Annotated in this window: 25 protein-coding genes; 16 read left to right on the top strand and 9 right to left on the bottom strand. The window is 71.2% G+C overall.

Annotation, left to right across the window (positions count from 1 at the left end; translation table 11 throughout):
- Nucleotides 1–33: 33 nt before the first annotated feature.
- From pyrR to ASG30_RS00845, 4 genes are read left to right on the top strand one after another with little or no spacing between them, the layout of a single operon-like run.
- Nucleotides 34–528 (top strand): bifunctional pyr operon transcriptional regulator/uracil phosphoribosyltransferase PyrR, encoded by a 495-nt coding sequence (gene pyrR / locus ASG30_RS00830; protein ID WP_055891176.1) that lies wholly within the window; start codon nt 34–36, stop codon nt 526–528.
- Nucleotides 528–1,490: an aspartate carbamoyltransferase catalytic subunit gene (locus ASG30_RS00835; RefSeq protein ID WP_055891178.1), complete on the top strand. Its 963-nt coding sequence runs from the start codon at nt 528–530 to the stop codon at nt 1,488–1,490. Before pyrR ends, ASG30_RS00835 begins: the two co-directional genes overlap by 1 nt.
- Before the next feature lie 19 nt (nt 1,491–1,509).
- Nucleotides 1,510–2,814, top strand: coding sequence for a dihydroorotase (locus ASG30_RS00840; RefSeq protein ID WP_055891181.1), 1,305 nt, complete (start codon nt 1,510–1,512; stop codon nt 2,812–2,814).
- Nucleotides 2,814–3,551 (top strand): lysophospholipid acyltransferase family protein, encoded by a 738-nt coding sequence (locus ASG30_RS00845; RefSeq protein ID WP_055891891.1) that lies wholly within the window; start codon nt 2,814–2,816, stop codon nt 3,549–3,551. The genes ASG30_RS00840 and ASG30_RS00845 overlap by 1 nt, the downstream gene beginning before the upstream one ends.
- A gap of 152 nt (nt 3,552–3,703) precedes the next feature.
- On the opposite strand, the gene ASG30_RS00850 is transcribed toward ASG30_RS00845, so the two are convergent.
- On the bottom strand, nt 3,704–4,798 hold the full coding sequence (locus tag ASG30_RS00850; protein WP_055891184.1) for an ABC transporter ATP-binding protein: 1,095 nt from the start codon (nt 4,796–4,798) through the stop codon (nt 3,704–3,706).
- An 82-nt stretch (nt 4,799–4,880) separates the two neighbouring features.
- Between ASG30_RS00850 and ASG30_RS00855 the strand changes: the two genes are divergently transcribed.
- Nucleotides 4,881–6,485 (top strand): ABC transporter permease, encoded by a 1,605-nt coding sequence (locus tag ASG30_RS00855; protein WP_055891893.1) that lies wholly within the window; start codon nt 4,881–4,883, stop codon nt 6,483–6,485.
- 15 nt (nt 6,486–6,500) lie between these two features.
- Here ASG30_RS00855 and ASG30_RS00860 read toward each other — a convergent pair whose 3' ends face one another.
- The gene (locus tag ASG30_RS00860; protein ID WP_055891186.1) at nt 6,501–6,734 is read right to left on the bottom strand and encodes a hypothetical protein; all 234 of its coding nucleotides are present in this window, start codon (nt 6,732–6,734) and stop codon (nt 6,501–6,503) included.
- A gap of 316 nt (nt 6,735–7,050) precedes the next feature.
- Here ASG30_RS00860 and ASG30_RS00865 point away from each other — a divergent pair, with 316 nt between their 5' ends.
- The 10 genes from ASG30_RS00865 (at nt 7,051) to ASG30_RS00910 (ending at nt 14,804) form a co-directional block, all read left to right on the top strand.
- Nucleotides 7,051–8,277, top strand: a complete 1,227-nt coding sequence (locus ASG30_RS00865; RefSeq protein ID WP_082521797.1) for a PQQ-dependent sugar dehydrogenase — start codon at nt 7,051–7,053, stop codon at nt 8,275–8,277.
- 84 nt (nt 8,278–8,361) lie between these two features.
- Nucleotides 8,362–9,168 carry a FadR/GntR family transcriptional regulator gene (locus ASG30_RS00870; protein WP_055891188.1) on the top strand — a complete coding sequence of 269 codons (807 nt, stop codon included), beginning with the start codon at nt 8,362–8,364 and terminating at the stop codon, nt 9,166–9,168.
- Nucleotides 9,165–10,070 (top strand): NAD(P)-dependent oxidoreductase, encoded by a 906-nt coding sequence (locus ASG30_RS00875; protein WP_055891190.1) that lies wholly within the window; start codon nt 9,165–9,167, stop codon nt 10,068–10,070. Before ASG30_RS00870 ends, ASG30_RS00875 begins: the two co-directional genes overlap by 4 nt.
- Nucleotides 10,067–10,744 (top strand): amino acid ABC transporter permease, encoded by a 678-nt coding sequence (locus ASG30_RS22900; RefSeq protein ID WP_055891193.1) that lies wholly within the window; start codon nt 10,067–10,069, stop codon nt 10,742–10,744. The genes ASG30_RS00875 and ASG30_RS22900 overlap by 4 nt, the downstream gene beginning before the upstream one ends.
- On the top strand, nt 10,741–11,439 hold the full coding sequence (locus tag ASG30_RS00885) for an amino acid ABC transporter permease (RefSeq protein ID WP_055891194.1): 699 nt from the start codon (nt 10,741–10,743) through the stop codon (nt 11,437–11,439). The genes ASG30_RS22900 and ASG30_RS00885 overlap by 4 nt, the downstream gene beginning before the upstream one ends.
- Complete coding sequence (locus tag ASG30_RS00890; RefSeq protein ID WP_055891197.1) at nt 11,436–12,185, top strand: amino acid ABC transporter ATP-binding protein; 750 nt, start codon at nt 11,436–11,438, stop codon at nt 12,183–12,185. Before ASG30_RS00885 ends, ASG30_RS00890 begins: the two co-directional genes overlap by 4 nt.
- Before the next feature lie 37 nt (nt 12,186–12,222).
- A complete protein-coding gene (locus ASG30_RS00895) occupies nt 12,223–13,008 on the top strand; it encodes a transporter substrate-binding domain-containing protein (RefSeq protein WP_055891199.1) in 786 nt (261 codons plus the stop codon).
- Nucleotides 13,009–13,031: 23 nt separating this feature from the next.
- Nucleotides 13,032–13,481, top strand: coding sequence for a ribose 5-phosphate isomerase B (gene rpiB / locus ASG30_RS00900; RefSeq protein WP_055891201.1), 450 nt, complete (start codon nt 13,032–13,034; stop codon nt 13,479–13,481).
- A complete protein-coding gene (rbsK, locus tag ASG30_RS00905) occupies nt 13,478–14,407 on the top strand; it encodes a ribokinase (RefSeq protein ID WP_268793556.1) in 930 nt (309 codons plus the stop codon). The genes rpiB and rbsK overlap by 4 nt, the downstream gene beginning before the upstream one ends.
- Nucleotides 14,408–14,435: 28 nt before the next feature.
- Nucleotides 14,436–14,804 carry a hypothetical protein gene (locus tag ASG30_RS00910; protein WP_055891204.1) on the top strand — a complete coding sequence of 123 codons (369 nt, stop codon included), beginning with the start codon at nt 14,436–14,438 and terminating at the stop codon, nt 14,802–14,804.
- On the opposite strand, the gene ASG30_RS00915 is transcribed toward ASG30_RS00910, so the two are convergent.
- The gene (locus tag ASG30_RS00915) at nt 14,801–15,748 is read right to left on the bottom strand and encodes a pseudouridine-5'-phosphate glycosidase (RefSeq protein WP_055891212.1); all 948 of its coding nucleotides are present in this window, start codon (nt 15,746–15,748) and stop codon (nt 14,801–14,803) included. The two genes, ASG30_RS00910 and ASG30_RS00915, sit on opposite strands and share 4 nt — an antisense overlap.
- Before the next feature lie 38 nt (nt 15,749–15,786).
- Nucleotides 15,787–16,260 (bottom strand): MarR family winged helix-turn-helix transcriptional regulator, encoded by a 474-nt coding sequence (locus ASG30_RS00920; RefSeq protein ID WP_082521798.1) that lies wholly within the window; start codon nt 16,258–16,260, stop codon nt 15,787–15,789.
- 236 nt (nt 16,261–16,496) lie between these two features.
- Between ASG30_RS00920 and ASG30_RS00925 the strand changes: the two genes are divergently transcribed.
- Nucleotides 16,497–18,260 (top strand): tannase/feruloyl esterase family alpha/beta hydrolase, encoded by a 1,764-nt coding sequence (locus ASG30_RS00925; RefSeq protein WP_082521799.1) that lies wholly within the window; start codon nt 16,497–16,499, stop codon nt 18,258–18,260.
- Here ASG30_RS00925 and ASG30_RS00930 read toward each other — a convergent pair.
- From ASG30_RS00930 to ASG30_RS22310, 5 genes are all read right to left on the bottom strand, one after another.
- On the bottom strand, nt 18,247–18,975 hold the full coding sequence (locus ASG30_RS00930; protein WP_055891218.1) for an aspartate/glutamate racemase family protein: 729 nt from the start codon (nt 18,973–18,975) through the stop codon (nt 18,247–18,249). The two genes, ASG30_RS00925 and ASG30_RS00930, sit on opposite strands and share 14 nt — an antisense overlap.
- Nucleotides 18,972–19,949, bottom strand: a complete 978-nt coding sequence (locus tag ASG30_RS00935; RefSeq protein WP_055891221.1) for a Bug family tripartite tricarboxylate transporter substrate binding protein — start codon at nt 19,947–19,949, stop codon at nt 18,972–18,974. The genes ASG30_RS00930 and ASG30_RS00935 overlap by 4 nt, the downstream gene beginning before the upstream one ends.
- A 38-nt stretch (nt 19,950–19,987) precedes the next feature.
- The gene (locus tag ASG30_RS00940; protein WP_055891224.1) at nt 19,988–21,142 is read right to left on the bottom strand and encodes a mandelate racemase/muconate lactonizing enzyme family protein; all 1,155 of its coding nucleotides are present in this window, start codon (nt 21,140–21,142) and stop codon (nt 19,988–19,990) included.
- A gap of 107 nt (nt 21,143–21,249) precedes the next feature.
- Nucleotides 21,250–22,143 (bottom strand): LysR family transcriptional regulator, encoded by an 894-nt coding sequence (locus ASG30_RS00945; protein ID WP_055891228.1) that lies wholly within the window; start codon nt 22,141–22,143, stop codon nt 21,250–21,252.
- A 54-nt stretch (nt 22,144–22,197) separates the two neighbouring features.
- The gene (locus tag ASG30_RS22310; protein ID WP_156385369.1) at nt 22,198–22,341 is read right to left on the bottom strand and encodes a hypothetical protein; all 144 of its coding nucleotides are present in this window, start codon (nt 22,339–22,341) and stop codon (nt 22,198–22,200) included.
- Between the last annotated feature and the right edge of the window lie 237 nt (nt 22,342–22,578).

Genomic DNA, 22,578 nt, shown 5'->3' on the forward strand with positions numbered 1-22,578 from the left:
CTCGCACCGCAACGCGTAGCGCGGAGGTTTCCCATGTCTGACTTGCGGCTGGATGCCGAGGCGCTGTATGGCGAGCTGCTGCGCGGCGTGCCTGCGTTGCGCGGGCCGCAGGGCCGCCTGGTGGGCATCACCTCCGGCGGCGCCTGGCTTGCGCAGCGACTGCAGCAGGACCTGCGCCTGGAGGGCGAGGCGGGCACCATCTCCTCTTCCATGCACCGCGACGACTTCGCGCAGCGCGGCTTGTCCGCCTCGAGCGCGCAGACCCAGCTGCCGTTCGACGTCAACGACGCGCACATCGTGCTGCTGGACGACGTGCTCTACACCGGCCGCACCATCCGCGCCGTGCTCAACGAGCTGTTCGACTACGGCCGGCCCGCCAGCGTGAAGCTGGCCGTGCTGGTGGACCGGGGCGGGCGCGAACTGCCGGTGCAGGCCGACTACGCCGCCGCCCGCGTGAGCCTGCCCGATGCGCAGTCGCTGGAACTGGCGCGCGACGCGCAGGGGCGCTTCACATTCAAGGTGGCCTGATGCTCTACAAGCGCAACCCACAGCTGAACAAGAACGGCGAGCTGGTCCACCTGCTGTCCATCGAGGGCCTGCCGCGCGAGATCGTCACCCAGATCCTGGACACCGCGGCCCGGTTCGTGGGCGTGAGCGACCGCGAGGTCAAGAAGGTGCCGCTGCTGCGCGGCAAGAGCGTGTTCAACCTGTTCTTCGAGAACAGCACCCGCACCCGCACCACCTTCGAGATCGCGGCCACGCGGCTGTCGGCCGACGTCATCAACCTGGACATCGCGCGCTCCTCGGCCAGCAAGGGCGAGTCGCTGCTGGACACCATCGCCAACCTGTCGGCGATGGCGGCCGACATGTTCGTGGTGCGGCACGGCGAATCGGGTGCGCCCTACCTGATCGCGCAGCACGTCGCGCCGCACGTGCATGTCATCAACGCGGGCGACGGCCGGCATGCGCACCCCACGCAGGGGCTGCTCGACATGTACACCATCCGCCACTACAAGAAGGATTTCTCCAACCTCACGGTGGCGATCGTCGGCGACGTGCTGCATTCGCGCGTGGCGCGCTCGGACATCCATGCGCTCACCACGCTGGGCTGCGCCGAGGTGCGCGTGGTCGGCCCCAAGACGCTGGTGCCGGCCGACATGGCGCAGATGGGCGTGCGCGTGTGCCACACGCTGGAGGAGGGCATCCGCGGCTGCGACGTGGTGATCATGCTGCGGCTGCAGAACGAGCGCATGAGCGGCGCGCTGCTGCCCTCGTCGCAGGAGTTCTTCAAGAGCTTCGGCCTCACGCCCGAGAAGCTGCAGCTGGCCAAGCCCGACGCCATCGTGATGCACCCGGGGCCGATCAACCGGGGCGTGGAGATCGACTCGTCGGTGGTCGACGGCAAGCAGAGCGTGATCCTCCCGCAGGTCACCTTCGGCATCGCGGTGCGCATGGCCGTGATGAGCATCGTGGCGGGCAACGAAGCGTAGAACAAGAAGACACGACCCCATGAAGATCCTGATCAAGAACGGGCGGGTGATCGACCCGGGCTCGAACCGCGACGAGATCGCCGACGTCGCCCTGGCCGCCGGCCGCGTGGTCGCCATCGGCGGCACGCCCGAGGGCTTCAACGCCAGCCGGGTCATCGATGCCAGCGGCTGCATCGTCGCGCCCGGCCTGGTGGACCTGGCGGTGCGGCTGCGCGAGCCCGGCCACGAGCACGAGGGCATGCTGGAGTCCGAGATGGCCGCGGCCGTCGCCGGCGGCGTGACCAGCCTGGTGTGCCCGCCCGACACCGATCCCGTGCTGGACGAGCCGGGCCTGGTCGAGATGCTCAAGATGCGCGCCGAGAAGCTGCACCAGGCGCGCGTGTTCCCGCTCGGCGCGCTCACCCGCGGCCTGGCCGGCGAGGTGCTCACCGAGATGGCCGAACTCACCGAGGCCGGCTGCGTGGGCTTCAGCCAGGCCGAGACCGGGCTGGCCAACACCCAGGTGATGATGCGCGCGATGCAGTACGCCGCGACCTACGGCTACGCCGTGTGGCTGCGCCCGCAGGAGCTGTACCTGGGCAAGGGCGTCGCCGCCAGCGGGCCGCTGGCCACGCGGCTGGGTTTGTCGGGCGTGCCGGTGGCGGCCGAGACCATCGCCGTGCACACCCTGCTGGAGCTGATGAAGGCCACCGGCGCGCGGGTCCACCTGTGCCGCATCAGCAGCGCGGCCGGACTGGAACTGGTGCGTCGCGGCAAGGACCTGGGCCTGCCCGTCACCTGCGACGTCAGCATCAACTCGCTGCACCTGACCGACCAGGACATCGGCTACTTCGACAGCCGCATGCGACTGTCGCCGCCGCTGCGCCAGCAGCGCGACCGCGATGCGCTGCGCGAAGGCCTGGCCGACGGCACGGTGGACGCGCTGGTGTCCGACCACACGCCGGTCGACGAAGACGCCAAGACGCTGCCGTTCGCCGAAGCCGAACCCGGCGCCACCGGCCTCGAGCTGCTGCTGTCGATGGCGCTCAAATGGGGCCAGGAAAGCGGCGTCGGCCTCACGCGTGCGCTGGCGGTGCTCACCAGCGAGCCGGCCAACGTGCTGGGCGCGGCGCTCGGCACCTTGCAGGCCAGCTGCGGCCGCCTGGTCGAAGGCGGCGTCGCCGACCTGTGCGTTTTCGATCCCGCCGAGCACTGGACGGTGGAGCCGGGCGCTCTGCGCAGCCAGGGCAAGCACACGCCGTTCTCCGGCTACGAGCTGCCCGGCCGCGTGCGTTGCACCATCGCCGCCGGCCAGGTGGCCTGGGACTCGGGCGCGGCGCGCTGATCGTGCGCGGCCTGCGCGCGGTGTGGCGGCTGGCGCACGCCCTGTGGCATGCGCTGGGCGGCCTGCTCACCATCGTTTTTCTCTTCCCCCGGCTCTCGCAAGCGCAGCGCCAGGCGAGGGTGCAGGCGTGGGCGCGCCGCATGCTGGCGGTGCTGGGCATCGGCCTGGAGGTGCGCGGCCAGCCGCCGGCGCAGGGGCCGATGCTGCTGGTGGCCAACCACATCTCCTGGCTCGACATCCTGGTGGTGCACGCGGCGCGCTACTGCCGCTTTGTGTCCAAGGCCGACGTGAAGCGCTGGCCGCTGATCGGCGCGCTGGCCACCGGCGCGGGCACCCTCTACATCGAACGCGAATCGCGGCGCGATGCGATGCGGGTGGTGCACCACATGGCCGAGCGCCTGCAGGCCGGCGACATCCTGGCCGTGTTCCCCGAAGGCACGACCAGCGACGGTGTCGCCCTGCTGCCTTTCCATGCCAACCTGGTCCAGGCCGCCATCGCCGCGCAGGTGCCGGCGCAGCCCGTCGCGCTGCAGTTCGTGGAGACCGCCACCGGCCGCGTGAGCCTCGCGCCCTGCTACATCGGCGACGACACGCTGCTCGCTTCCCTCTGGCGCACGGTCACGGCCGAGCCGATCAGCGCGGTGGTCACGTTCGGGGAGCCGCAGCGGGCGGAAGGGCGTGACCGGCGCAGGTGGGCGGTGGATTTGCGCGAGGCGGTGCAGGACCTGAAGGGCTAGCGCCGCTGCCCCCCTTGCCGTCATTCCCGCGTAGGCGGGAATCCAGCGCAGCGCGCCCCCGATGCTCGAAGAAGCCGGAAGCACTGGATCCCCGCCTTCGCGGGGATGACGGGGGGCAGAAAAATGCGATGGGCGTGCGAGGGAGCAAGACTTCAGGGCGACATCGGCGGCGCGCCCGCGCCGGACCCGCGCTCGAACGTGACCACGTGGTCCACCTCCGGCCGGATGCCGATCCACTCGCCGACCTTGTGGTCGTGGTGGCTGGGCACGTGGGCCATGATCGTCTCACCGGTGCGAAGCCGCAGCGTGTAGAGGAACTCCGAGCCGCGGAAAGCCTTGCGCAGGATCTGCGCCTTCACCGGCGCCGCGTCGTCGTGGACGATGTCGTCGGCGCGCAGCAGCACCTCGCACTCGCCGGTGGCGAAGGCGGTGGGCAGCGGGCATTCGGCCACGTCGGTCAGCGCGCCCAGCGGCGTGTCCACCACCACCTGGCCGTCGACTTCGCGCACGAGCGCCGGCGTGAAGACGCCATGGCCGATGAAGTCGGCGACGAAGCGCGTGGCGGGCCGGTGGTACAGCGTGTACGCGTCGTCCCACTGGTGCAGCCGGCCCTGGTGCATCACGCCGATGCTGTCGCCGATCGCGAAGGCCTCCAGCTGGTCGTGCGTGACGAAGAGGGCGGTGGCGCCGGCGGCCTTGAGGATGCCGCGGATCTCGTGCGCGAGCCGCTCGCGCAGCTCCACGTCGAGGTTGGAAAACGGCTCGTCCAGCAGCAGCAGCTGGGGCTGCGGGGCCAGCGCGCGGGCCAGCGCGACACGCTGCTGCTGACCGCCCGACAGCTCATGCGGCATGCGCTGCTCGCTGCCCGCCAGGCCCACCAGCGCCAGCACTTCGGCGACCCGGTCGCGGCGCTCGCCGCGCGGCAACTGGCTGAGCCCGAAGCCCACGTTGCGGCCCACGTCGAGGTGCGGGAACAGCGCGTAGTCCTGAAACACCATGCCGATGCGGCGGCTCTCGGCCGGCACATGGACCTGCGGGCTCTCCACCACCTGGCCGGAGATGCGGACCTCGCCGGCATTGGCACGCTCCAGCCCCGCCACCGCGCGCAGCAGCGTGGTCTTGCCGCAGCCCGAAGGCCCGATCAGCACGCCGATGGCGCCGGCCGGCAGGCCGAACGAGACCTCGTCGACCGCGGGACGCGCCTGCCCGCCGTAGCGGACGCTCAGCCGGGTGAGTTCGACATGCATGGGCTTTGATTGTAGATGCGTACAATTCTCATTTGCATTGTCCGCCCCTCACCATACTCCTGCCGCGCCCAGCTCGCTGACGCTGCCGCGGCCCCGTGACCTGCTGTTGCTGGCGGTGGCTGCGCTGATCGTGCTGCCGGTCGCGGCGGTGCTCGGCTCCTGGCTGGAGTGGGATGCGCAGACGGCGGGCATCCTGCGCGAGATGGCGGCCACGGTGCTGCCCGGCTACGCGCTCACCAGCCTGCTCCTGTGCGCCGCCGTGGCGCTGGGCGTCGCGCTCGTCGGCACGGCGTCGGCGGCGGCGGTCACGCTGTTTGACTTCCCCGGCCGCCGCTTCTTCGAATGGGCGCTCCTGCTGCCGCTGGCCATGCCGGCCTACGTCGTGGCCTATGCGTACACCGACTTCCTGCAGTTCAGCGGGCCGCTGCAGGGCTGGCTGCGCGAGGTCACCGGGCGGGAAGGGCGCATGTTCCCGGAGGTGCGCAACACCGCAGGCGCGGCCGTGGTGTTCGTCTTCACGCTCTACCCTTACGTCTACTTGCTGGCGCGCGCCGCGCTGGCCGAACGCGCGGCCCACCTGATGGAGGCGGCCCGCCTGCTGGGCGCGCCGCTGGCCACGCGCGTGCTGCGGGTGGCGTTGCCGCTGGCACGGCCGGCGGTCGCGGCCGGCGTCGCGCTCGCGCTGATGGAAACGCTGGCCGACTTCGGCGTGGCCAGCTACTTCGGCATCCAGACCTTCACCACCGGCATCTACAAGGCCTGGCTGGCCATGGACAACCGCGTCGCCGCCGCCCAGCTGGCCACCAGCCTGCTGGCCGTGGTGGTGGTGCTGCTCGCGCTGGAGCACCGGGCCCAGCGGCGCATGCGTTTCGCCGGCTCGCGGGGCGCACGGTCCGGCTCGGCCGAAGCCCAGCCGGCGCGACTTTCCGGCCGCCGGGCCTTCGCCGCGGTCGTGCTGTGCAGCCTGCCGATCCTGGGCGGTTTCGTGCTGCCGGTGCTCTTCATGCTGCGGCCGCTGGCGTCCGACTGGTCGGTGCTGCCGTGGGATCGCTTCCTCCAATGGGCCTGGAACAGCGTGCGGCTGGGCGTCCTGAGCGCGGTGCTGGCGGTGGCCGCCGCCCTGCTGCTGGCCGCCAGCCTGCGCCGGGGAGGCGATGCGATCACCCGCGGCGTGGTGCGGCTGGCCGGCCTGGGCTACGCGATCCCCGGCGCCGTCATCGTGGTGGGCCTGCTGCTGCCGGTCGGCTGGCTGCAGGCGGCCGCGCCGCAGGTGCCCGCCGTCTACTGGGTCACCGGCACGGTGCTGGGCGTGGTCTGGGCCTACCTGGTGCGCTTCATGTCGGTGGCGCTGCAGTCGGTGCAGAGCGGCTACGCCCGCATCCCGGTGAGCTTCGACGATTCGGCGCGAATGCTGGGCACCGGCCGGCTCGCGCTGCTGGTGCGCGTGCACTGGCCGCTGCTGCGCGGTTCCGCCGCCGCCGCCGGACTGCTGGTCTTCGTGGACGTGATGAAGGAGCTGCCGGCCACGCTGCTGCTGAGGCCGTTCAACACGGACACGCTGGCGGTGGTCGCCTACCAGCTGGCGCGCGACGAGCGCCTGGGCGAGGCGGCCCTGCCGTCCCTGGCCCTGGTGCTGGTCGGATTGCTGCCGGTGCTGCTGCTGAGCCGCTCGGTTCGGCGCGCCTGAAGGGCGGGGTCCCGGTCAGACCTCGTCGGACCACTCGGTCCGCGGGGCCGCGGGTTTGCGGAACACGACCTCGCCGGTGGGCACGTGCACCACGCGGATCTCCTTGCCGCTTGGAAGGGTCGTGCTCTTGGCGGCCATGGTGACCGCCAGGGCGCGGTCGCTGACGAAATGCTGCTGGGCTTCTCTCACGGGCAACCACGGGTGCTGGATGGGGTGGCTGCTCTCGATCCGGTAGTCGGCGGGGGTCATGCAAGGCCTCCTTGGCTCTACTGCCTTTTTCGTTCTGTGGCGCCGCCCGTCGAAAGGGTGGTTGTCAGGGGGCCGGGGGCTGGGCTTGCGTACCCACCGCCGGCCGTCCACCCGGGCGACACCTGCGGCACAGGTTATCGGTGGCCGCTGGCATGTATGTAGGACGGCGCCCCATCGCCTGGAACAGCCCCGTACCGAATGGTTGGGTTTGGTAACGGGGGTGGCTGGCTCCTTCGGACTACCTCTTTTCACGGAGGGGAGGACCGTCCGAAGATGGCACTTTCCTCCGTCTTCTTCCCGAGCCAAGGAGTCCTCCATGGCTGCTGCTGCACCCGTCCCCCGACCGCTGGCGGCCCTCGTCGGCGCGGCCCTCGTGTTCATGCTGGCCGCCTGCGGCGGCGGGGGAGGCGGGGGTGGTGGTGCAGCGCCCAGCGCCCTCGGCGCCGATCCCCTGGGCGGCGCGCCGGCGGGCGTGACCCTGCGGGAGCGCGCCAGCGGCCTCGCCGGCCCCTGGGGCATGGCCTTCCTGCCCGACGGCCGGCTGCTGGTGACCGAGAAGTCCGGGCGCATGCAGCTGTTCGATGCCGCCGGCGGCCGCCTGGGCGAGGTGAGCGGCGTGCCGCCCGTCCTCAACTTCGGCCAGGGCGGGCTGCTGGACGTGGTGCTCGATCCCGCCTTCGCGACCAACCGCCGAATCTTCTTTTCCTTCGCCGAAGCCGACGCCGCCAACCCCTCGCTCAACGGCACCGCGGTCGGGCGGGCCGTGCTCGACCCCGATGCGCGCGCGCTCAGCCAGGCGGTGGTCATCTTCCGCCAACTGCCCAAGGTGGCGTCGGCCGGGCACTTCGGCTCGCGCCTCGCCTTCGACCGCAGCGGCCAGCTGTTCGTCACCACCGGCGAGCGCCTGGCCGACAGCGAGCGCGTCTTCGCCCAGGACCTGACGCGCGGCCACGGCAAGGTGTTCCGCATCACCACGGACGGCGCGGCCGCGCCGGGCAACCCGGCGCTCGGCGCGGGGGCCCAGCCGGAGATCTGGACGTTCGGCCACCGCAACGTTCAGGGCGCGGCCCTGAACCCGGCCACCGGCGAGCTGTGGATCAGCGAACACGGCGCGCAGGGCGGCGACGAGATCAACCGGCTGCGACCGGGCCTCAACTTCGGCTGGCCGGTGGCGAGCCGCAGCCAGGAGTACGAGACCCTCACGCCGGTCGGCCCCAACTCGCTGGCCGGCATGGAAGACCCGGTCTGGTTCTGGGAAAGGATCGACGGCAGCGCCTGGACCGGCGGCGCCAAGTCCTCCATCGCGCCGTCCGGCATCGCCTTCTACGACGGCACCGCCATCCCGGAATGGCGCGGCAGCCTTTTCGTCGGCGCCCTGGCCGGCCAGGCCCTGTGGCGCCTCACGGTCAGCGGCGACACCGTCACCGCCCAGCAGCGGCTCCTTGCGCCGCTGGGCGAGCGCATCCGGGACGTGGAGGCGGGCCCGGACGGCGCGCTGTACCTGCTGACCGACAGCGGCAGGTTGCTGCGGCTCGGCCGCTGACGGCCACCGGTCCGGCACCTCAGCGGCGCACCCCCCGGGAAACTCCCCTCCTCGCTTCTGGTAAGCCGCTGGTAAAACCACGGCATGACAAGGACAGGGCAAACGCCCAGCATCACCCGTTCCGACCCGGAGAGCCAGGGCACGGGCTTCGCGAAGGTGTTCGACTTCCTGCGCGAGCAGCTGCTGGAAGGCCGCATCCGCAGCGGCGACCGGCTGCTGCCCGAGCGCGAGCTGGCCCTGCAGATGGGCGTGAGCCGCCCCATCGTGCGGGAGGCATTGCGGGCGCTGTCGATGATGGGCGTGGTGGAGATCCGTGAGCGGGTGGGCACCGTGGTGCGCCAGCCCGACGTCTCGGTGCTGGGCGACGTCTTCGCCTTCTCCCTGGCGCAGGTGCCCGACGCCATCGACGACGTGATGCAGGCCCGCATCGCGCTGGAGTGCCAGGCCATCCGCCTGGCCTGCCAGCGCGCCACCACCGCCGACATCGAACGCATGCGCGGGGCGCTCGACGCGATCGAGGCCACCGTGAACGATGCCGACGGCGGGGGCCTGGCCGACTTCGAATTCCACATGGCCCTGGTGCGGGCCAGCCGCTCGGACACCATGGTCCAGCTCTACGGCGCCATGGCCGGGCTGCTCACGCGGTCCCACCGCGACCGCCGCGCGCTGGTGGAGCACCACCATGACGAAGCGATGAAGCGCACGGTGGTCGAGGACCACCGCCGGCTGCTCGAGGCCGTGATCGGCGGCGACGAGGATGCGGCCGACCAGGCCCTGCGGCAGCACTTCCGCATCGGCGACGAACTGCGGCGCCAGATGGCGCTCGCGCCCAGCAAGGCGACGCTGGCCGCCCAGGCCGCCGCCCAGACCCTCCGGGAAGCAACCCCATGACTTCGGAAAAGAAAAGCGCCGGCACCGTCGGCTTCATCGGCATCGGCACCATGGGGCGCGAGATGGCGCTCAACCTGGCCAAGGCGGGCTTCCGCGTGGCCGTGCACGACGTGCGGCCCGAGGCGGCGCAGGCGCTCGCCGGCGGCGGCATCCGCGCGGCCACCAGCATCGCGGATGCGGCGCGCGGGGCCGACGTGGTGATCACCATGCTGCCCGACACGCCCGACGTGGAAGCCGTGGTCTATGGCGAGGCCGGCCTCCTGGCCAACCCGCCGGAAGGCCGGCTCATCGTGGACATGAGCACCATCGCGCCGGACGCCGTTCGCCGCATGCATGCCGACTGCGCCAAGGCCGGCGTGGCCTTCATCGATGCGCCGGTGTCCGGCGGACCGGTGGGCGCCAAGAACGCCGCGCTTTCCATCATGGCCGGCGGCGACGCCGCGGCGTTCGAGAAGGCCCGGCCCTTCTTCGCCGGCATGGGCACCACCATCACGCACGTGGGCGAGAGCGGCGCCGGCCAGACCGTCAAGCTGTGCAACCAGCTGATCTGCGGCATCAACATCCAGGCCATCTGCGAGGCGCTGGCCCTGGGCCGCGCCAACGGCGTCGACCTGCACCAGCTGCGCAAGGTGCTGCTGGGCGGCTCGGCGGCGTCCTGGATGCTGGACAAGCTGGGCCCGCAGATGATCGACGGCGACGCCTCGGCCGGCTTTCGCATCGACCTGATGCTCAAGGACCTGCGCCTGGTGCAGCAGCAGGCCCAGGCCAGCAACGTGCCGCTGCCGGCCACCGCACTGGTGACCACGCAGTACCTGGATGCGCGCGCGCACGGGGAGGGCAGCAACGGCAACCAGGCGCTGTTCCGGGTCTACGACCGGATGAGCGGGCAGGAGCGCGGATGACTCTGGACTTCGCCGCGGTCGCGGCGCGCTGGCCGATGTTCCTCGACGGCGCCGCCATGACCCTGAAGCTCGCCGTGGGCGCGACGCTGATCGGCTTCGCCATCGGCACGCTGTGCGCGATCGGCCGGCGCAGCAACCTGGGCTGGGCGCGGCGCGCCAGCACGTTCTACGTCGAGGTGATCCGCAACACGCCGCTGCTGGTGCAGATCTTCCTGGTGTACTTCGGCCTGGCCAGCCTGGGCCTCAAGCTGCCCGCCTTCTCCGTCGCCCTCGCGGCGCTCACCATCAACGTGGGCGCGTACGCCACCGAGATCATGCGGGCCGGCTTCGACTCCATCCACAAGGGCCAGATCGAGGCGGCCGAATGCCTGGCCCTCAGCCGCCGCCAGGTGTACTGGCACGTGGTGCTGCTGCCGGCCATGGAGCGGGTGTACCCCGCGCTCACCAGCCAGTTCGTGCTGCTGATGCTGGCCTCGTCCGTGTGCTCGCAGATCTCCGCCGAGGAGCTGACGGCGGTGGCCAACTTCGTGCAGTCGGACACCTACCGCCCCTTCGAGACCTACGCCATCGTGGGCCTGGCCTACGTGCTGCTCTCGCTGCTGATGCGCGCGGGCTTCTGGGGGCTGGGGCTGGCGCTCTTCCCGCGCCGGCGCCGGCTGGGGACCGCATTGTGAGCACCGCCCTCAACGCCAACCACCTGCTGTACCTGCTGCAGGGTGCAGGCTGGACGCTGGGCCTGTCGCTGATCGCCTTCGTGGGCGGCGGCCTGCTCGGGCTGGTGGTGGCGCTGCTGCGCATCTCGCCCGTGAAGCTGGTGCGCATCGCCACCGCCGGCTACGTGCAGCTGATCCAGGGCACGCCGCTGCTGGTGATCCTGTTCATGACGTTCTTCGGCCTGCCGGCGCTGGGCGTGAAGATGTCGCCGCTGGCCGCGGCCGGCCTGTCGCTCACCCTCTACGTCTCGGCCTACCTGGGCGAGATCTGGCGCGGCAGCATCCAGTCGGTGCCGCGCGCGCAGTGGGAGGCGGCCGAGTGCCTGGCGCTCACGCGGACGCAGCGCATGCGCCTGGTGGTGCTGCCGCAGGCCATCCGCATCGCGACGCCGCCCACCGTGGGCTTCATGGTGCAGATCGTCAAGAACACCTCGCTGGCGTCGGTGGTCGGCTTCGTCGAACTGGCGCGGGCCGGCCAGATCCTCAACAACTCGGTGTTCGAGCCCTTCCTGGTCTACCTGATCATCGCGGCGATCTACTTCTCGCTGTGCTTCCCGCTCTCGCGCTGGAGCCAGCGCCTGGAGCGCCGCGTCAGCCCGGCGCAGCGCCCCGCCGACGCGGTGATCGCGCAGCCCGCAGCCCTTTCCATCACATGACGAATCCGACCCCCAACAGCGAGGCGGCCGTGGTGCTGCGCGACGTGCACAAGAGCTTCGGTAGCCACAAGGTGCTGTCCGGCGTCGACCTGCAGGCGCAGCGCGGCCAGGTCACCGCCATCATCGGCCGCAGCGGCTCGGGCAAGAGCACGGCGCTGCGCTGCATCGACCGGCTGGAAACCGTGGACAGCGGCGAGATCACCGTCTGCGGCCGCCGCGTCGACGACCCGCACGTGGACCTGAAGGCGCTGCGCCTGGACGTGGGCATCGTGTTCCAGAGCTACAACCTGTTCCCGCACCTCTCCATCGAGGAGAACATCATGCTGGCGCCGCGCGCCGCCAAGGGCGTGGACAAGGCGCAGGCGCGCGAGCTGGCCCATGCCGTGCTGGCCCGCGTGGGCCTGGGCGAGAAGGCCTCGGCCTATCCCGAGCAGCTGTCCGGCGGCCAGCAGCAGCGGGTGGCGATCGCCCGCTCGCTGGCCATGCAGCCCAAGGTGATGCTGTTCGACGAGGTCACCTCGGCGCTCGATCCGGAACTCACGGGCGAGGTGCTCAAGGTGATCGAGGAGCTGGCCGCCGGCGGCATGACGATGGTGATGGTCACGCACGAGATGGCCTTCGCCCGCCGCATCGCCGACCAGGTGGTGTTCATGAACGCCGGCCGCGTGTGGGAGCAGGGCAGCTCCGACATCCTCAGCGCCCCCCGGACTCCCGAGCTGCGCCAGTTCGTGCAGAGCGACCTCTAGTTTTTTTCCAACCCCAAGAGAGACCCAGGAGACAACCATGACCCTGTTCCGTACCGCCTTCGTGGCGACCTGCCTCACCCTCGCCGCCGCGGCCGCGCAGGCCGACCTGCTGGACGACATCATGAAGGCCAAGAAGATCCGCATCTCGACCGACATGGCGATCCCGCCGGCCGGCATGATGGACAGCAGCATGAAGCCCACCGGCTCCGACGTGGAGACGGCGCAGCTGCTGGCCAAGGACTGGGGCCTGGAGATCGAGTGGGTGCCCACCACCGGCGCCACCCGCATCCCCAACGTCAACACCGGCAAGGCCGACATCATCATCTCCACGCTGTCGGTGACGCCCGAGCGCGCCAAGGTGATCGACTTCTCCAAGCCCTACGCCGTGCTGCAGTCGGTGGTGGGCGCGCCCAAGACGGCCGCCATCAAGGACTGGGCCGACCTCAAGGGCAAGAACGTCACCGTCACCCGCGGCACCACCCAGGACACCGAGCTGAGCGCCATGGCCAATGAGCGCGGCTACAAGGTCGTGCGCTACGACGACGACGCCACCATGGTCACCGCCGGCGCCACCGGCCAGGCCGACGTGGTCGCCACCTCGGTGGCGCTGGTCAACGCCATCACCGCCAAGAACCCGCAGAAGCCCTGGGAGCCGAAGTTCGTGATCCGCAACTTCGACCTGGCCATCGGCACCAAGCAGGGCGAGCCGCGCCTGCAGGCCAAGCTCAACGAGTGGGTCTCGGCCAACCTGAAGAACGGCAAGCTCAGCGACATCTACAAGAAGTACTACGGCGTGGCACTGCCCGCCGCCATGACCAACTGATCCTTCGGGACGAAGGGAAGCACATGAAGATCGTCATCGGCTCGGACCACGCAGGCTGGGCACTCAAGGGGGGCGTGATCGCCCACATCAAGGAGCTGGGCCACGAGGTGGTGGACGTGGGCAGCCACGATCCCAAGCCCGTGGACTTCCCGGACATCGCCCAGGCGCTCACCGCCAAGGTGCTGTCCGGCGAGGCGCAGCGCGGCATCATGGTCTGCGGCACCGGCGTGGGCGCGTCCATCGCGGCCAACAAGGTGCGCGGCATCCGCGCCGCCGTGTGCCACGACGTGCACTCGGCCCACCAGAGCGTGGAGCACGACGACGTCAACGTCATGTGCATCGGGGCCCAGATCGTCGGCCCCTGGCTGGCCAACGATCTGGTCGAGTCCTTCCTGGAAGCGGAGTTCGAGGACAACGAGGACTACCGCCGCCGGGTCGACAAGCTCCACCAGATGGACTCCGGGTTCAAGTGAAACCTGTCCACGCAGGCGGCCGGATCGTCGTGTTCGGCAGCCTGAACATGGACCTGGTGGCCCGGGTGCCGCGCATGCCCGGGCCGGGCGAGACGCTGGCGGGACACGGCTTCTTCTCCAATGCCGGCGGCAAGGGCGCCAACCAGGCCGTGGCCGCGGCCCGCCAGGGCGCGCAGGTCGCCATGGTGGGCCAGGTCGGCGCCGATGCCTTCGGTGCCGAGCTGGGCACGGCCCTGCATGACAACGGCGTGGACGTCACGGACGTTCGCGCGACGGCCGAGGCGCCCACGGGCGTGGCCATGATCCTGGTGGACGACGGGGCGCAGAACTGCATCGCCGTCATCGCCGGCGCCAACGCGCAGGTGGGCCCGGCCGATGCGCAGGCGCTGGTCGAGCGGCTGGGCCCCGGCGACCTGCTGCTGCTGCAGCTGGAGGTGCCGATGGACGCCGTGCAGCGCGCCGCCGCCGTGGCCCGCGAGCGCGGCGCCACCGTCGTGCTCAACCCCGCTCCCGCGCACGCGCTGCCCGCCGCGCTCTGGCCGCTGGTCGACATCCTGGTGCTCAACGAGACCGAGGCCGGGATGCTCGATGGCCAGGCGAGCGTCGATGCGTCGTCGGCCGCCGGGGTCGGCGCCCGCCTGCTGCAACGCGGACCGAACCACGTGATCGTCACGCTCGGCGCCGACGGCGTGGTGTGGACCAGCGCGGCCGGCACCCAGCACTTCGACGCGGTCCGCGTCCAGGCGATCGACACCACCGCCGCCGGCGACACCTTCATCGGCGCGCTGGCCGCACGGCTGGCCGCCCAGCTCCCGATGGCCGATGCCATAGCGCACGGCATCCGCGCCGCCGCGTTGTCCGTCACCCGACCCGGGGCCCAGGCCTCCATGCCCACCCTGGCCGAGGTGGCGCGGTTCGCGCCCTGAGCCTTCGCGGGCCACGCGAGGCCGCGCCATGCCGCTGCACTACCTCGTCTTCGACTTCAGCGATGAAGACTCGGGCCGCGGCAGCTTCGATGCCATGGCCTCGGTGGCGCCCGAGCGCCGGGCCGCGCTGCTCGACGAGATCGCCGCCGTCATGCGGTGGTCGCACCGCACCTTCGGGCCGGCCGGCGCGCTGGACGACGACGGCGAGTGGGACTACGAGCTGCAGGCCGTGGCGGAGCCCGGCACGCCCCTGCAGATCGCCTACGAAGCGGGCCGCGGCGAAGTGTCCCTGTCGCCGGGCCCGAGCCTGGGCGATGCGCTTACCACCGTGACGCTGGTGCTCAGCGGCTCGCCGGCTTTCTGCCAGGCGTTCCAGGACGCCTTCGGCGTCGACTAGGCCGGGCCCGCGCCACGCGCGGTGTCCGCCAGCGCCAGGGCCAGGCGGGCGCCGGCTTCGGCGTTGTGCTTCACCAGCGCGATGTTGGTCGCCAGGCTGCGCCCGCCCGTCAGCGACTTGATGCGCGACAGCAGGAAGGGCGTCACCGCCTTGCCGGTGATCCCCTGCTCGCCGGCTTCGGCGAGCGCCTGCCGCGTCATGGCTTCGATCTCCTGCGCCGGCATGGCGGCCGGCTCGGGCACCGGCACGCTCACCACCACGCCGCCGGCCAGGCCCAGGTCCCACTTGGTGCGGATGAAGCGCGCCTGCTGCGCGGGGTCGTCGATGCGGAAGTCCGCGCGAAAGCCGCTGTCGCGCGTGTAGAACGCGGCGAAATTGTCCTGCCCGCAGGCGAGCACCGGCACGCCGTGCGTCTCCAGGTATTCCAGCGTGAGCCCGATGTCCAGGATGGACTTGGCGCCGGCGCACACGACCGCCACCGACGTGCGCGCCAGCTCCTGCAGGTCGGCGGAGATGTCGAAGCTCTCCTGCGCGCCCCGGTGCACGCCGCCGATCCCGCCGGTGACGAAGACCTCGATGCCGGCCAGCGCCGCGCAGATCATCGTGCCGGCCACCGTGGTGGCGCCCAGGGCGCCGTCGGCCAGCGCGGCGGGCAGGTCGCGCCGGCTGACCTTGCGGGCCTGGCCGGAGCGGCCCAGGAGTTCCAGTTCGTCGTCGGACAGGCCGATGCGGATGCGCCCGCCGATCACCGCGATCGTGGCGGGTTCGGCCCCGAGGCCGCGGATCAGCGCCTCGACCTCGCGTGCGGTCCGCACGTTCTCCGGGTAGGGCATGCCGTGCGCGACGATGGTCGACTCCAGCGCCACCAGCGGCCGGCCGGCGGTTTGCGCCGCGAGCACGGGCGCGCTGCGGACCAGCCAGGATTCGGCGGAGGAAGGGTTCATGTCGGGCAGCTCCTTGCGGGGCGCAGGTTCGCGGCCGGTCAGGCCTTGCGCTGCGCGGCGACCTTGCGCAGCAGCTCCATCAGCACCGCCTTCTCCACGCCGGTGAGGGGCCGCAGCAGGTCGTTCTCCATGGTGGCGGCGATCCCCTGCGCCTTGTCGACGAAGGCCTTGCCCGACTTCGTCAGTCTCAGGTGCTGCACGCGCTTGTCGTCGTCGCCCTGCTTCTTGGCCACCAGGTCGCGCTCGGCCAGGCGATCGAGGATCAGGGACATCCGCGCCGCGGCCGTGCTCAGGCTGGCGCACAGCTGCTTGCCCGTCACGTCCGGGTTGGAATCGATGAGGACCAGCACGGTGTATTCGACCTGGGTGACGCCCAGCGGCTTGCCGATGTGCCGCTCGAAGACCTTCAGCGTCGGGATCGAGGCCTGCGCCAGGTTGTAGCCCAGCAGGGTCTGCATGCGCGAGTGGTCCAGGCCCCCCGGCAGTTCGTGGTCGTCCGCGTTCCCTGTCATTGCGGCCCGAGTCTAAGTGAGCAGCACGGCGGACAAGGGTTTCCACCAGCCGAGCCGGGCGCTGTCGAGGCCTATATTAGTTCACGTAGATAACTTGTTTGGCGGGTTCGAAGGCGCGGCGCTGTCTGTGAGGTTGCTGCCTTCCGCTCGAAAAGTAGTTTCTGCGATGAATCGATTTGCCTGGCAGGTCGCCCCCGCCAGGCCGGAACGGACTCAGCCCTTTGATCGGAGATTTCATGAGACTTCGTAGCTCGCCTCTCGGTGCCGGCGGTGCCGTCACCCTGGCGCTGGGATTGGCGCTTGCCGCCTGCGGGGGAGGGGGCGGCTCGGCTCCCGTGGCCGACGCGCCCACGACCGCGGTGCAGGTCCCGCAAGCCCAGGCCCTCCCGCAACTGGCCCCCGCCGTGGGCGCGCAACTGCAGGGCACCTGCGCCGACCTGGGCGCCTTCGCCTACCCGGGCACGGTCATCACCTCGGTCACCACCGCCGCGGCGGGGGCCCTGACCGTGGCCGGCAACCCCATCGCCTCGCACTGCGTGGTGGTCGGCAAGATGAATGAGCGCGTGAGCGCGGTGGACGGCCAGACGTACGCGATCGGTTTCCAGATGCGCCTGCCCCTGCAATGGAGCGGCCGCTTCATGTACCAGGGCAACGGCGGCACCGACGGGGCGGTCAGCAACGCGGTCGGCTCGGCGGGCAGCGGCGGCCCCCTGAACAACGCGCTGAACCGCGGCTTCGCCGTGATCTCCTCCGATGCCGGCCACAGCGCCGCGCAGAACCCGCTCTTCGGCATGGACCCGATCGCGCGCGTCGACTACGGCTACGGCGCCGTCGAGAAGCTCACGCCGATGGCCAAGGCGCTGGTCAAGGCGGCCTACGGCAAGGGGCCGGACCGCTCCTATGTCGGCGGCACGTCCAACGGCGGCCGGCATGCGATGGTGGCCGCCGCGCGGCTGCCGGGCGAGTACGACGGCGTGCTGGCCAACTCCCCGGGCTTCAACCTGCCCAAGGCCGCCGCGGCGCAGCTGTATTCCGCGCAGCAGTGGCGCCGCGTCGCGACCGACCTGAACGACCTGGAAACCGCCTTCACGCTGGTGGAGCGGCAGATGGTCGCGCAGAAGATCCTGGACCGCTGCGATGCGCTGGATGGCGCCACCGACGGCCTGGTGCAGGACATCGAAGCCTGCCGCACAGCCTTCGACCTCTTCGCCCACGTGCCCACCTGCTCCGGTGCGCGCGACGGCACCTGCCTGACCGCGGCGCAGAAGAGCGCGGTCGACGCGATGTACTACGGCCCGGTCAACAGCCGCGGGCAGCAGCTCTACGCCACCCAGCCCTACGACCCCGGGCTGGCCACGGCGGGCTGGGCCAGCTGGAAGTTCACGGCTTCCGTCGGCAATGCGCGCGACCCGGTCGCCGTGGGCATCATCTTCCAGGTGACGCCGGACCCGACCGTCGCGACCGCCAGCCGCGACTTCGCGTTCAACTACAACTTCGACCTCGACTACCCGAAGCTGTTCGCCACGAACGCGACGTACACGGAGAGCTCGATGTCCTTCATGACGCCGCCCAACCCGACCAAGCTGGAACGGCTGCGCGACCGCGGCGCCAAGATGATCGTCGTGCAGGGCGCATCGGACGGCGTGTTCTCCATCGACGACACCAAGCGCTGGTACGACGAGCTGAACACCGAAAACGGCGGCAAGGCCGCGGACTTCGCCAGGTTCTACCGCGTGCCGGGCATGAACCACAGCAGCGGCGGCATCGCGACCGACCAGTACGACGCGCTGGAGGCCCTGGTCAACTGGGTCGAGTTCGGCGTCGCGCCCGACCGCATCGTCGCCCAGGCCCGCGGTGCAGGCAACCCCGGCGGCGTCAATGCCCTGGTGCCCGCCGGCTGGGCCGCGGACCGCACCCGGCCGCTGTGCCCCTATCCGGCCGTGGCGCGGTACAGCGGCTCGGGCGACATCGAGCGCGCGGAGAACTTCAGCTGCCGCTGAAGTCCTGGAACAGGCGGCCGAACCCCGGTGACCCGGGCGGCACGCCGGCCAGGCGCACCACGTCCCAGAAACCCGCCGGGGAACTGGCGGTCACCGGCAGCCCGAGTTCGCGCTCGAGCTGCCGGATCGCGTCCAGCGTGAGCAGGCCTCCGCAGGAGATGAAGACGCCGTCGGCGCTGCGGTCGCGCGCCACCACCTCGTGCGACAGGCGCACCAGCGCTTCGGTCGTGACCTCGCCGACTTCCCTGACCCCGGTGATGGCCATGCCCTGGATCGCGGTGACGGTGAAGCCGGCATGCGTGAGGTAGGCCACCAGCTTGTCGTTCAGCTCGTCGATGTAGGAGGTGGCCACCGCGACGCGGCGGATGCCCAGTTCCTTGAGCGCCGACACGATGGCGTGGCTCATGGTGGTGCAGGGCACGCCGGTGGCTTCCTGCATGCTCGCGCGCAGCGACTCGGTGAACTCCGGGCCGCGGTAGAAGCTGATGGACGTCCCCATCAGCGAGATGACCTCGGCGCCGGCCTGCCGCAGCTCGCGCGCACGATCGAGCACGGTGTCGATGACGGGCGCGAAGCCTTCCGGCGACACGCCGGCTATGCCCAGCCCGCGCGCGATGAAACGCACCCGGTCGCCGTACAGCATGGGCCCGTCCTGCGGCACCTTGCCGTGGCCGGGCGGCACGATCAGGCCGACCGTGGGGATGCCGCTTTTCATTCGTTGGCGATCTTCTGCGACTTGACCAGCCTGGACCACTCGGCCGTCTCCTGCGCCAGCGCGCGACCCAGTTGCGCGGGCGGCAGGTACGCGGGGATGCCGCCGGCCTTGGTGGCGGCCTGCGCCATCTCGGGGCTGGCCAGCACCTTGCGCATCGCCTCGTCGAGTTTCTCGATCACGGGCGCCGGCGTGCCCGCGGGGGCCAGCACCATCAGCCGCGGGGCCACGTCGAAGCCGGGCAGGGCGTCGGCGAGGGCCGGCACGTTCTCGGCGCCGGGCAGCTTGCCAGTGCTCATCATGCCGATGGCCTTGAGCTTGCCGGCGTTGGCCTGCGCCAGGCCGGCCGCCGCGCTCACCACGCCGATGGGCACCTGTCCGCTCATCACGTCCGGGACGATCTGCGAGGCGCCGCGGTAGGGGATGTGGACGATGAAGGCCTGCGACCGCGACTTGAGCATCTCGAAGCCCAGGTGGTGCACCGTACCCACGCCCGACGTGGCGTACGAGTAGGTGCCGGGCTTGGCCTTGAGCAGCGCGATCAGCTCCTTGGGGTTGCTGGCCGGCAGGTTGTTGTTGGCCACCACCAGCAGTGGCGTGACGAAGGCGCCGGCCACGGGCGCGAAGGACTTGAGCGGGTCGACGTTGGCGCGCGGCTGCAGCACCGACGTGATCAGCATGCCGCTTTCGCCCAGCAGCAGCGTGTGGCCGTCCGGGGGCGAGTTGGCCACCAGCTCGGCGGCGATCATGCCGCTGGCGCCCGAGCGGTTCTCCACCACCACCTGCTGGCCCAGCACGGCCGGCAGGCGCGCGGACAGCAGCCGCGCCATCGCGTCGACGCCGCCGCCCGCGTTGTAGCCCACCAGCAGGCGGATCGGCTTGTCGGGGAAGGCCTGGGCGCCCGCGAAAGGCGCGGCCAGCGCCACGGCCGCCGCGAGCACGGCGCGCCGCGAGAAAGTGCAAAGGTTGCGGTTCACTGCTTGTCTCCTTGGAATGCTTTTCTGTCGGGCCGGGCTCAGGCCTTGCCGGCGCCGCGCGAGCCGGGGCGCTTGGCCAGTTCCGCCACGCGCTCGCGGTTGGGCCGGAAGCCCAGCCCCGGCACGCCGGGCAGCGCCAGCATGCCGCCGGTGGGCTCGGGCAGGTCGTCGAACACCAGCTTGCAGCATTCGACCGCGACCGAGTGGTATTCCACCAGGCTGCCGTTCGCGAGGCCGGCATGCAGGTGCATGTTGTGGTGCGGCCAGGCGCCGCCGTTGGCGAAGCTGGTGTTGAAGGCCGCGGCCAGGCCGGCGATCTTCTGGCACTGCGTGAAGCCGCCGGTGATGCACGCATTGGGCTGCACCACGTCGACCGCCTGCGCCGCCAGCATGTCGCGGAAGCGGCTGGCCAGGCCCTCGTTCTGGCCGGCGGCCAGCGGGATGCGGGTCTTGGCGCGCAGCTTGACCAGGTTGGGGATGTCGTTCTGCGCCACCGGCTCCTCGAAGAAGGTGATGCCGAACGCCTCGATGCGCTGGGCCAGGGCCTGCGCATGGAAGTAGTCCAGGCTGCAGTTGGCGTCGATGTAGAGCTGCACGTCGGGGCCGACCGCCTCGCGCACGGCGCGGATGCGCTCCACGTCCTCGCGGATCACGTCGGCCAGCGGGCGCGGCTCGTCGCGCCGCTGCAGGCCGTGGTGGCCCACGGTCATCTTCAGGCGCGTGAAGCCGCGCTCGACCCAGCTGCGCGCCGCCGCCGCGAGCTCGTCGCGGTCGAAGAAGGCGAAGCCGAAGGTGGCGTACACCGGCACGCTCTCGCGCGCGCCGCCCAGCAGGCGCCAGCAGGGCTGGCCCAGGATCTGGCCCTTGAGGTCCCACAGCGCCAGGTCGATCGCGGCGATCGCATGGCTGGCGTAGCCGGACTGGCCGCGCGGGGCGAGCAGCCAGAACAGCCTGTCCCACACCTGCTCGTGGCGCAGCGGGTCCATGCCCACCAGCGCGTGGGACGCGATGTCGTTGACGATGGACGCGACCACCTCTTCCTCGGTGATGGCGGTGATGCCCCAGCCGCTGCGGCCGTCGTCGAGGGCGACCTCGACCAGGCACAGGGACAGGAAGGTGGACTTGGTGCGGGTGCCGCTGCCCACCGTGACGGGCAGGTTGAGCGGCGTCGCGCGGACGGTGGCGATCTTCATGGCGAGCCAGTGTCCGGACGCATGGCGGCCCTGGCAAGCGGACAGCGCGAACCCGGCTTTCGCCAGCGGCGAAATCAGGGTTTGCCCGGTTCCGCCGGGGCTGTGGCTCAGTTGCCGTCCAGCAGCGCCTGCACCAGCGTGCGCGCGGCCGCCGGCGCGTCGGTGCCGGTGCGCAGCACGAGGTAGTGCGTGCGTTCGGCCCAGTCCTCCGCCAGCGGCAGGGCCTCCAGCGCGAGGTGCTGCAGCTGCGGCGCGATCGCGTCGGGCGGCAGCACGGCCACGCCCAGGCCGGCGGCCACCATGCGGCTGGCCGCGTCGAAGCTGCGCATCTGCAGCCGCACCTTGAGGCTGTGCCCCAGCACCGTGGCCGCGTTGAACAGGCGCGTGCTGACCGCGTTCGGGCCCGACAGCACGATGAAGTTCTGGTCCACCAGGTCCGCCAGGCGCAAGGGCCCGGCGCCGGCCAGCGGGTGGCCGCGCGGCACCACCAGGGCCAGCCGGTCGCGAAAGAACGGCAGGAACTCCAGCCCCGGCGACAGCGTGCGCGTGTCCACCACGCCCACGTCGGTGCGGCCCTCCAGCAGCGCGCTGGAGATCTCGGGGCTGATGCGCTCTTCCACGTCGACGCGGATGCCCGGGTGGCTGCGGGTGAAGGCCTGCAGGCGCGCGGGCAGCACCTCCAGCAGCGCCGAGGCGTTGGCCAGCATGCGCACGTGGCCCACCAGGCCCAGGCTCAGGTCGCGCAGGTCGTTGGCGAGCTGGTCGGCATCGACCAGCAGCTCGCGGCCGCGTTGCACCAGCAGCCGGCCGGCGGAGGTGAGTTCGACGCCGCGCGGCGAGCGCTCGAAGATGCGGATGCCCAGCGCCGCCTCCAGCGAGGAGATGCGCGCGCTGGCGGCCGCCACCGCCAGCTGCAGGCGGTCGCTGCCGGCGCTGATCGATCCCGACTCGGCCACCGCGATCACCACGCGCAGCGTCAGGAGGTCCAGTCGCTCGATCATGGGCGGGATTATCCGGGCCCCGCCGCGCCAGCCAGGATCACGCGGGCACGCGTGTCACCGCACCAGCAGCAGCCCCACGACGATCCAGAACGCAACGCAGGCGATGACGGCCAGCCAGAAAGCCGGGCTCGCCATCAGGCCGGCCCGCGAGGGCTGCACGCACGATTTCAGCTGGGCGGAGATTTGCCGATAGGCCACTTGTCGTCATCCTGCAAGGCGGTCCTGCGCTGAGTCTCCAGGCCTGACCAAGCCCGCATGATGGCCATGCAGCCCTGCATCCCTTGTAGGCCCTTCCAACGCGATGCACTAGGAAAAGCGCTCCGCCGCGCGACGGACGAACGCCATCGGCCTGGCGGGTCATCCAGCGCGCCACGGCACGCGTAGGACGAAGTCGAGACGACGCTGAGCAGGGGCCAGGGCCTGCGCTGCGGCCCC

It is taken from the genome of Ramlibacter sp. Leaf400 (genome assembly GCF_001424545.1).
Classification (GTDB): Bacteria; Pseudomonadota; Gammaproteobacteria; order Burkholderiales; family Burkholderiaceae_C; genus Ramlibacter.

What these genes read in the sequence shown, in the direction of transcription:
- pyrR (WP_055891176.1), top strand. Translation starts at nt 34, where the DNA reads ATGTCTGACTTGCGGCTGGATGCCGAGGCGCTGTATGGCGAGCTGCTG.
- ASG30_RS00835 (WP_055891178.1), top strand. Translation starts at nt 528, where the DNA reads ATGCTCTACAAGCGCAACCCACAGCTGAACAAGAACGGCGAGCTGGTC.
- ASG30_RS00840 (WP_055891181.1), top strand. Translation starts at nt 1,510, where the DNA reads ATGAAGATCCTGATCAAGAACGGGCGGGTGATCGACCCGGGCTCGAAC.
- ASG30_RS00850 (WP_055891184.1), bottom strand. Translation starts at nt 4,798, where the DNA reads ATGCATGTCGAACTCACCCGGCTGAGCGTCCGCTACGGCGGGCAGGCG.
- ASG30_RS00860 (WP_055891186.1), bottom strand. Translation starts at nt 6,734, where the DNA reads ATGACCCCCGCCGACTACCGGATCGAGAGCAGCCACCCCATCCAGCAC.
- ASG30_RS00865 (WP_082521797.1), top strand. Translation starts at nt 7,051, where the DNA reads ATGGCTGCTGCTGCACCCGTCCCCCGACCGCTGGCGGCCCTCGTCGGC.
- ASG30_RS00870 (WP_055891188.1), top strand. Translation starts at nt 8,362, where the DNA reads ATGACAAGGACAGGGCAAACGCCCAGCATCACCCGTTCCGACCCGGAG.
- ASG30_RS00875 (WP_055891190.1), top strand. Translation starts at nt 9,165, where the DNA reads ATGACTTCGGAAAAGAAAAGCGCCGGCACCGTCGGCTTCATCGGCATC.
- ASG30_RS22900 (WP_055891193.1), top strand. Translation starts at nt 10,067, where the DNA reads ATGACTCTGGACTTCGCCGCGGTCGCGGCGCGCTGGCCGATGTTCCTC.
- ASG30_RS00890 (WP_055891197.1), top strand. Translation starts at nt 11,436, where the DNA reads ATGACGAATCCGACCCCCAACAGCGAGGCGGCCGTGGTGCTGCGCGAC.
- ASG30_RS00895 (WP_055891199.1), top strand. Translation starts at nt 12,223, where the DNA reads ATGACCCTGTTCCGTACCGCCTTCGTGGCGACCTGCCTCACCCTCGCC.
- rpiB (WP_055891201.1), top strand. Translation starts at nt 13,032, where the DNA reads ATGAAGATCGTCATCGGCTCGGACCACGCAGGCTGGGCACTCAAGGGG.
- ASG30_RS00910 (WP_055891204.1), top strand. Translation starts at nt 14,436, where the DNA reads ATGCCGCTGCACTACCTCGTCTTCGACTTCAGCGATGAAGACTCGGGC.
- ASG30_RS00915 (WP_055891212.1), bottom strand. Translation starts at nt 15,748, where the DNA reads ATGAACCCTTCCTCCGCCGAATCCTGGCTGGTCCGCAGCGCGCCCGTG.
- ASG30_RS00920 (WP_082521798.1), bottom strand. Translation starts at nt 16,260, where the DNA reads ATGACAGGGAACGCGGACGACCACGAACTGCCGGGGGGCCTGGACCAC.
- ASG30_RS00925 (WP_082521799.1), top strand. Translation starts at nt 16,497, where the DNA reads ATGAGACTTCGTAGCTCGCCTCTCGGTGCCGGCGGTGCCGTCACCCTG.
- ASG30_RS00930 (WP_055891218.1), bottom strand. Translation starts at nt 18,975, where the DNA reads ATGAAAAGCGGCATCCCCACGGTCGGCCTGATCGTGCCGCCCGGCCAC.
- ASG30_RS00940 (WP_055891224.1), bottom strand. Translation starts at nt 21,142, where the DNA reads ATGAAGATCGCCACCGTCCGCGCGACGCCGCTCAACCTGCCCGTCACG.
- ASG30_RS00945 (WP_055891228.1), bottom strand. Translation starts at nt 22,143, where the DNA reads ATGATCGAGCGACTGGACCTCCTGACGCTGCGCGTGGTGATCGCGGTG.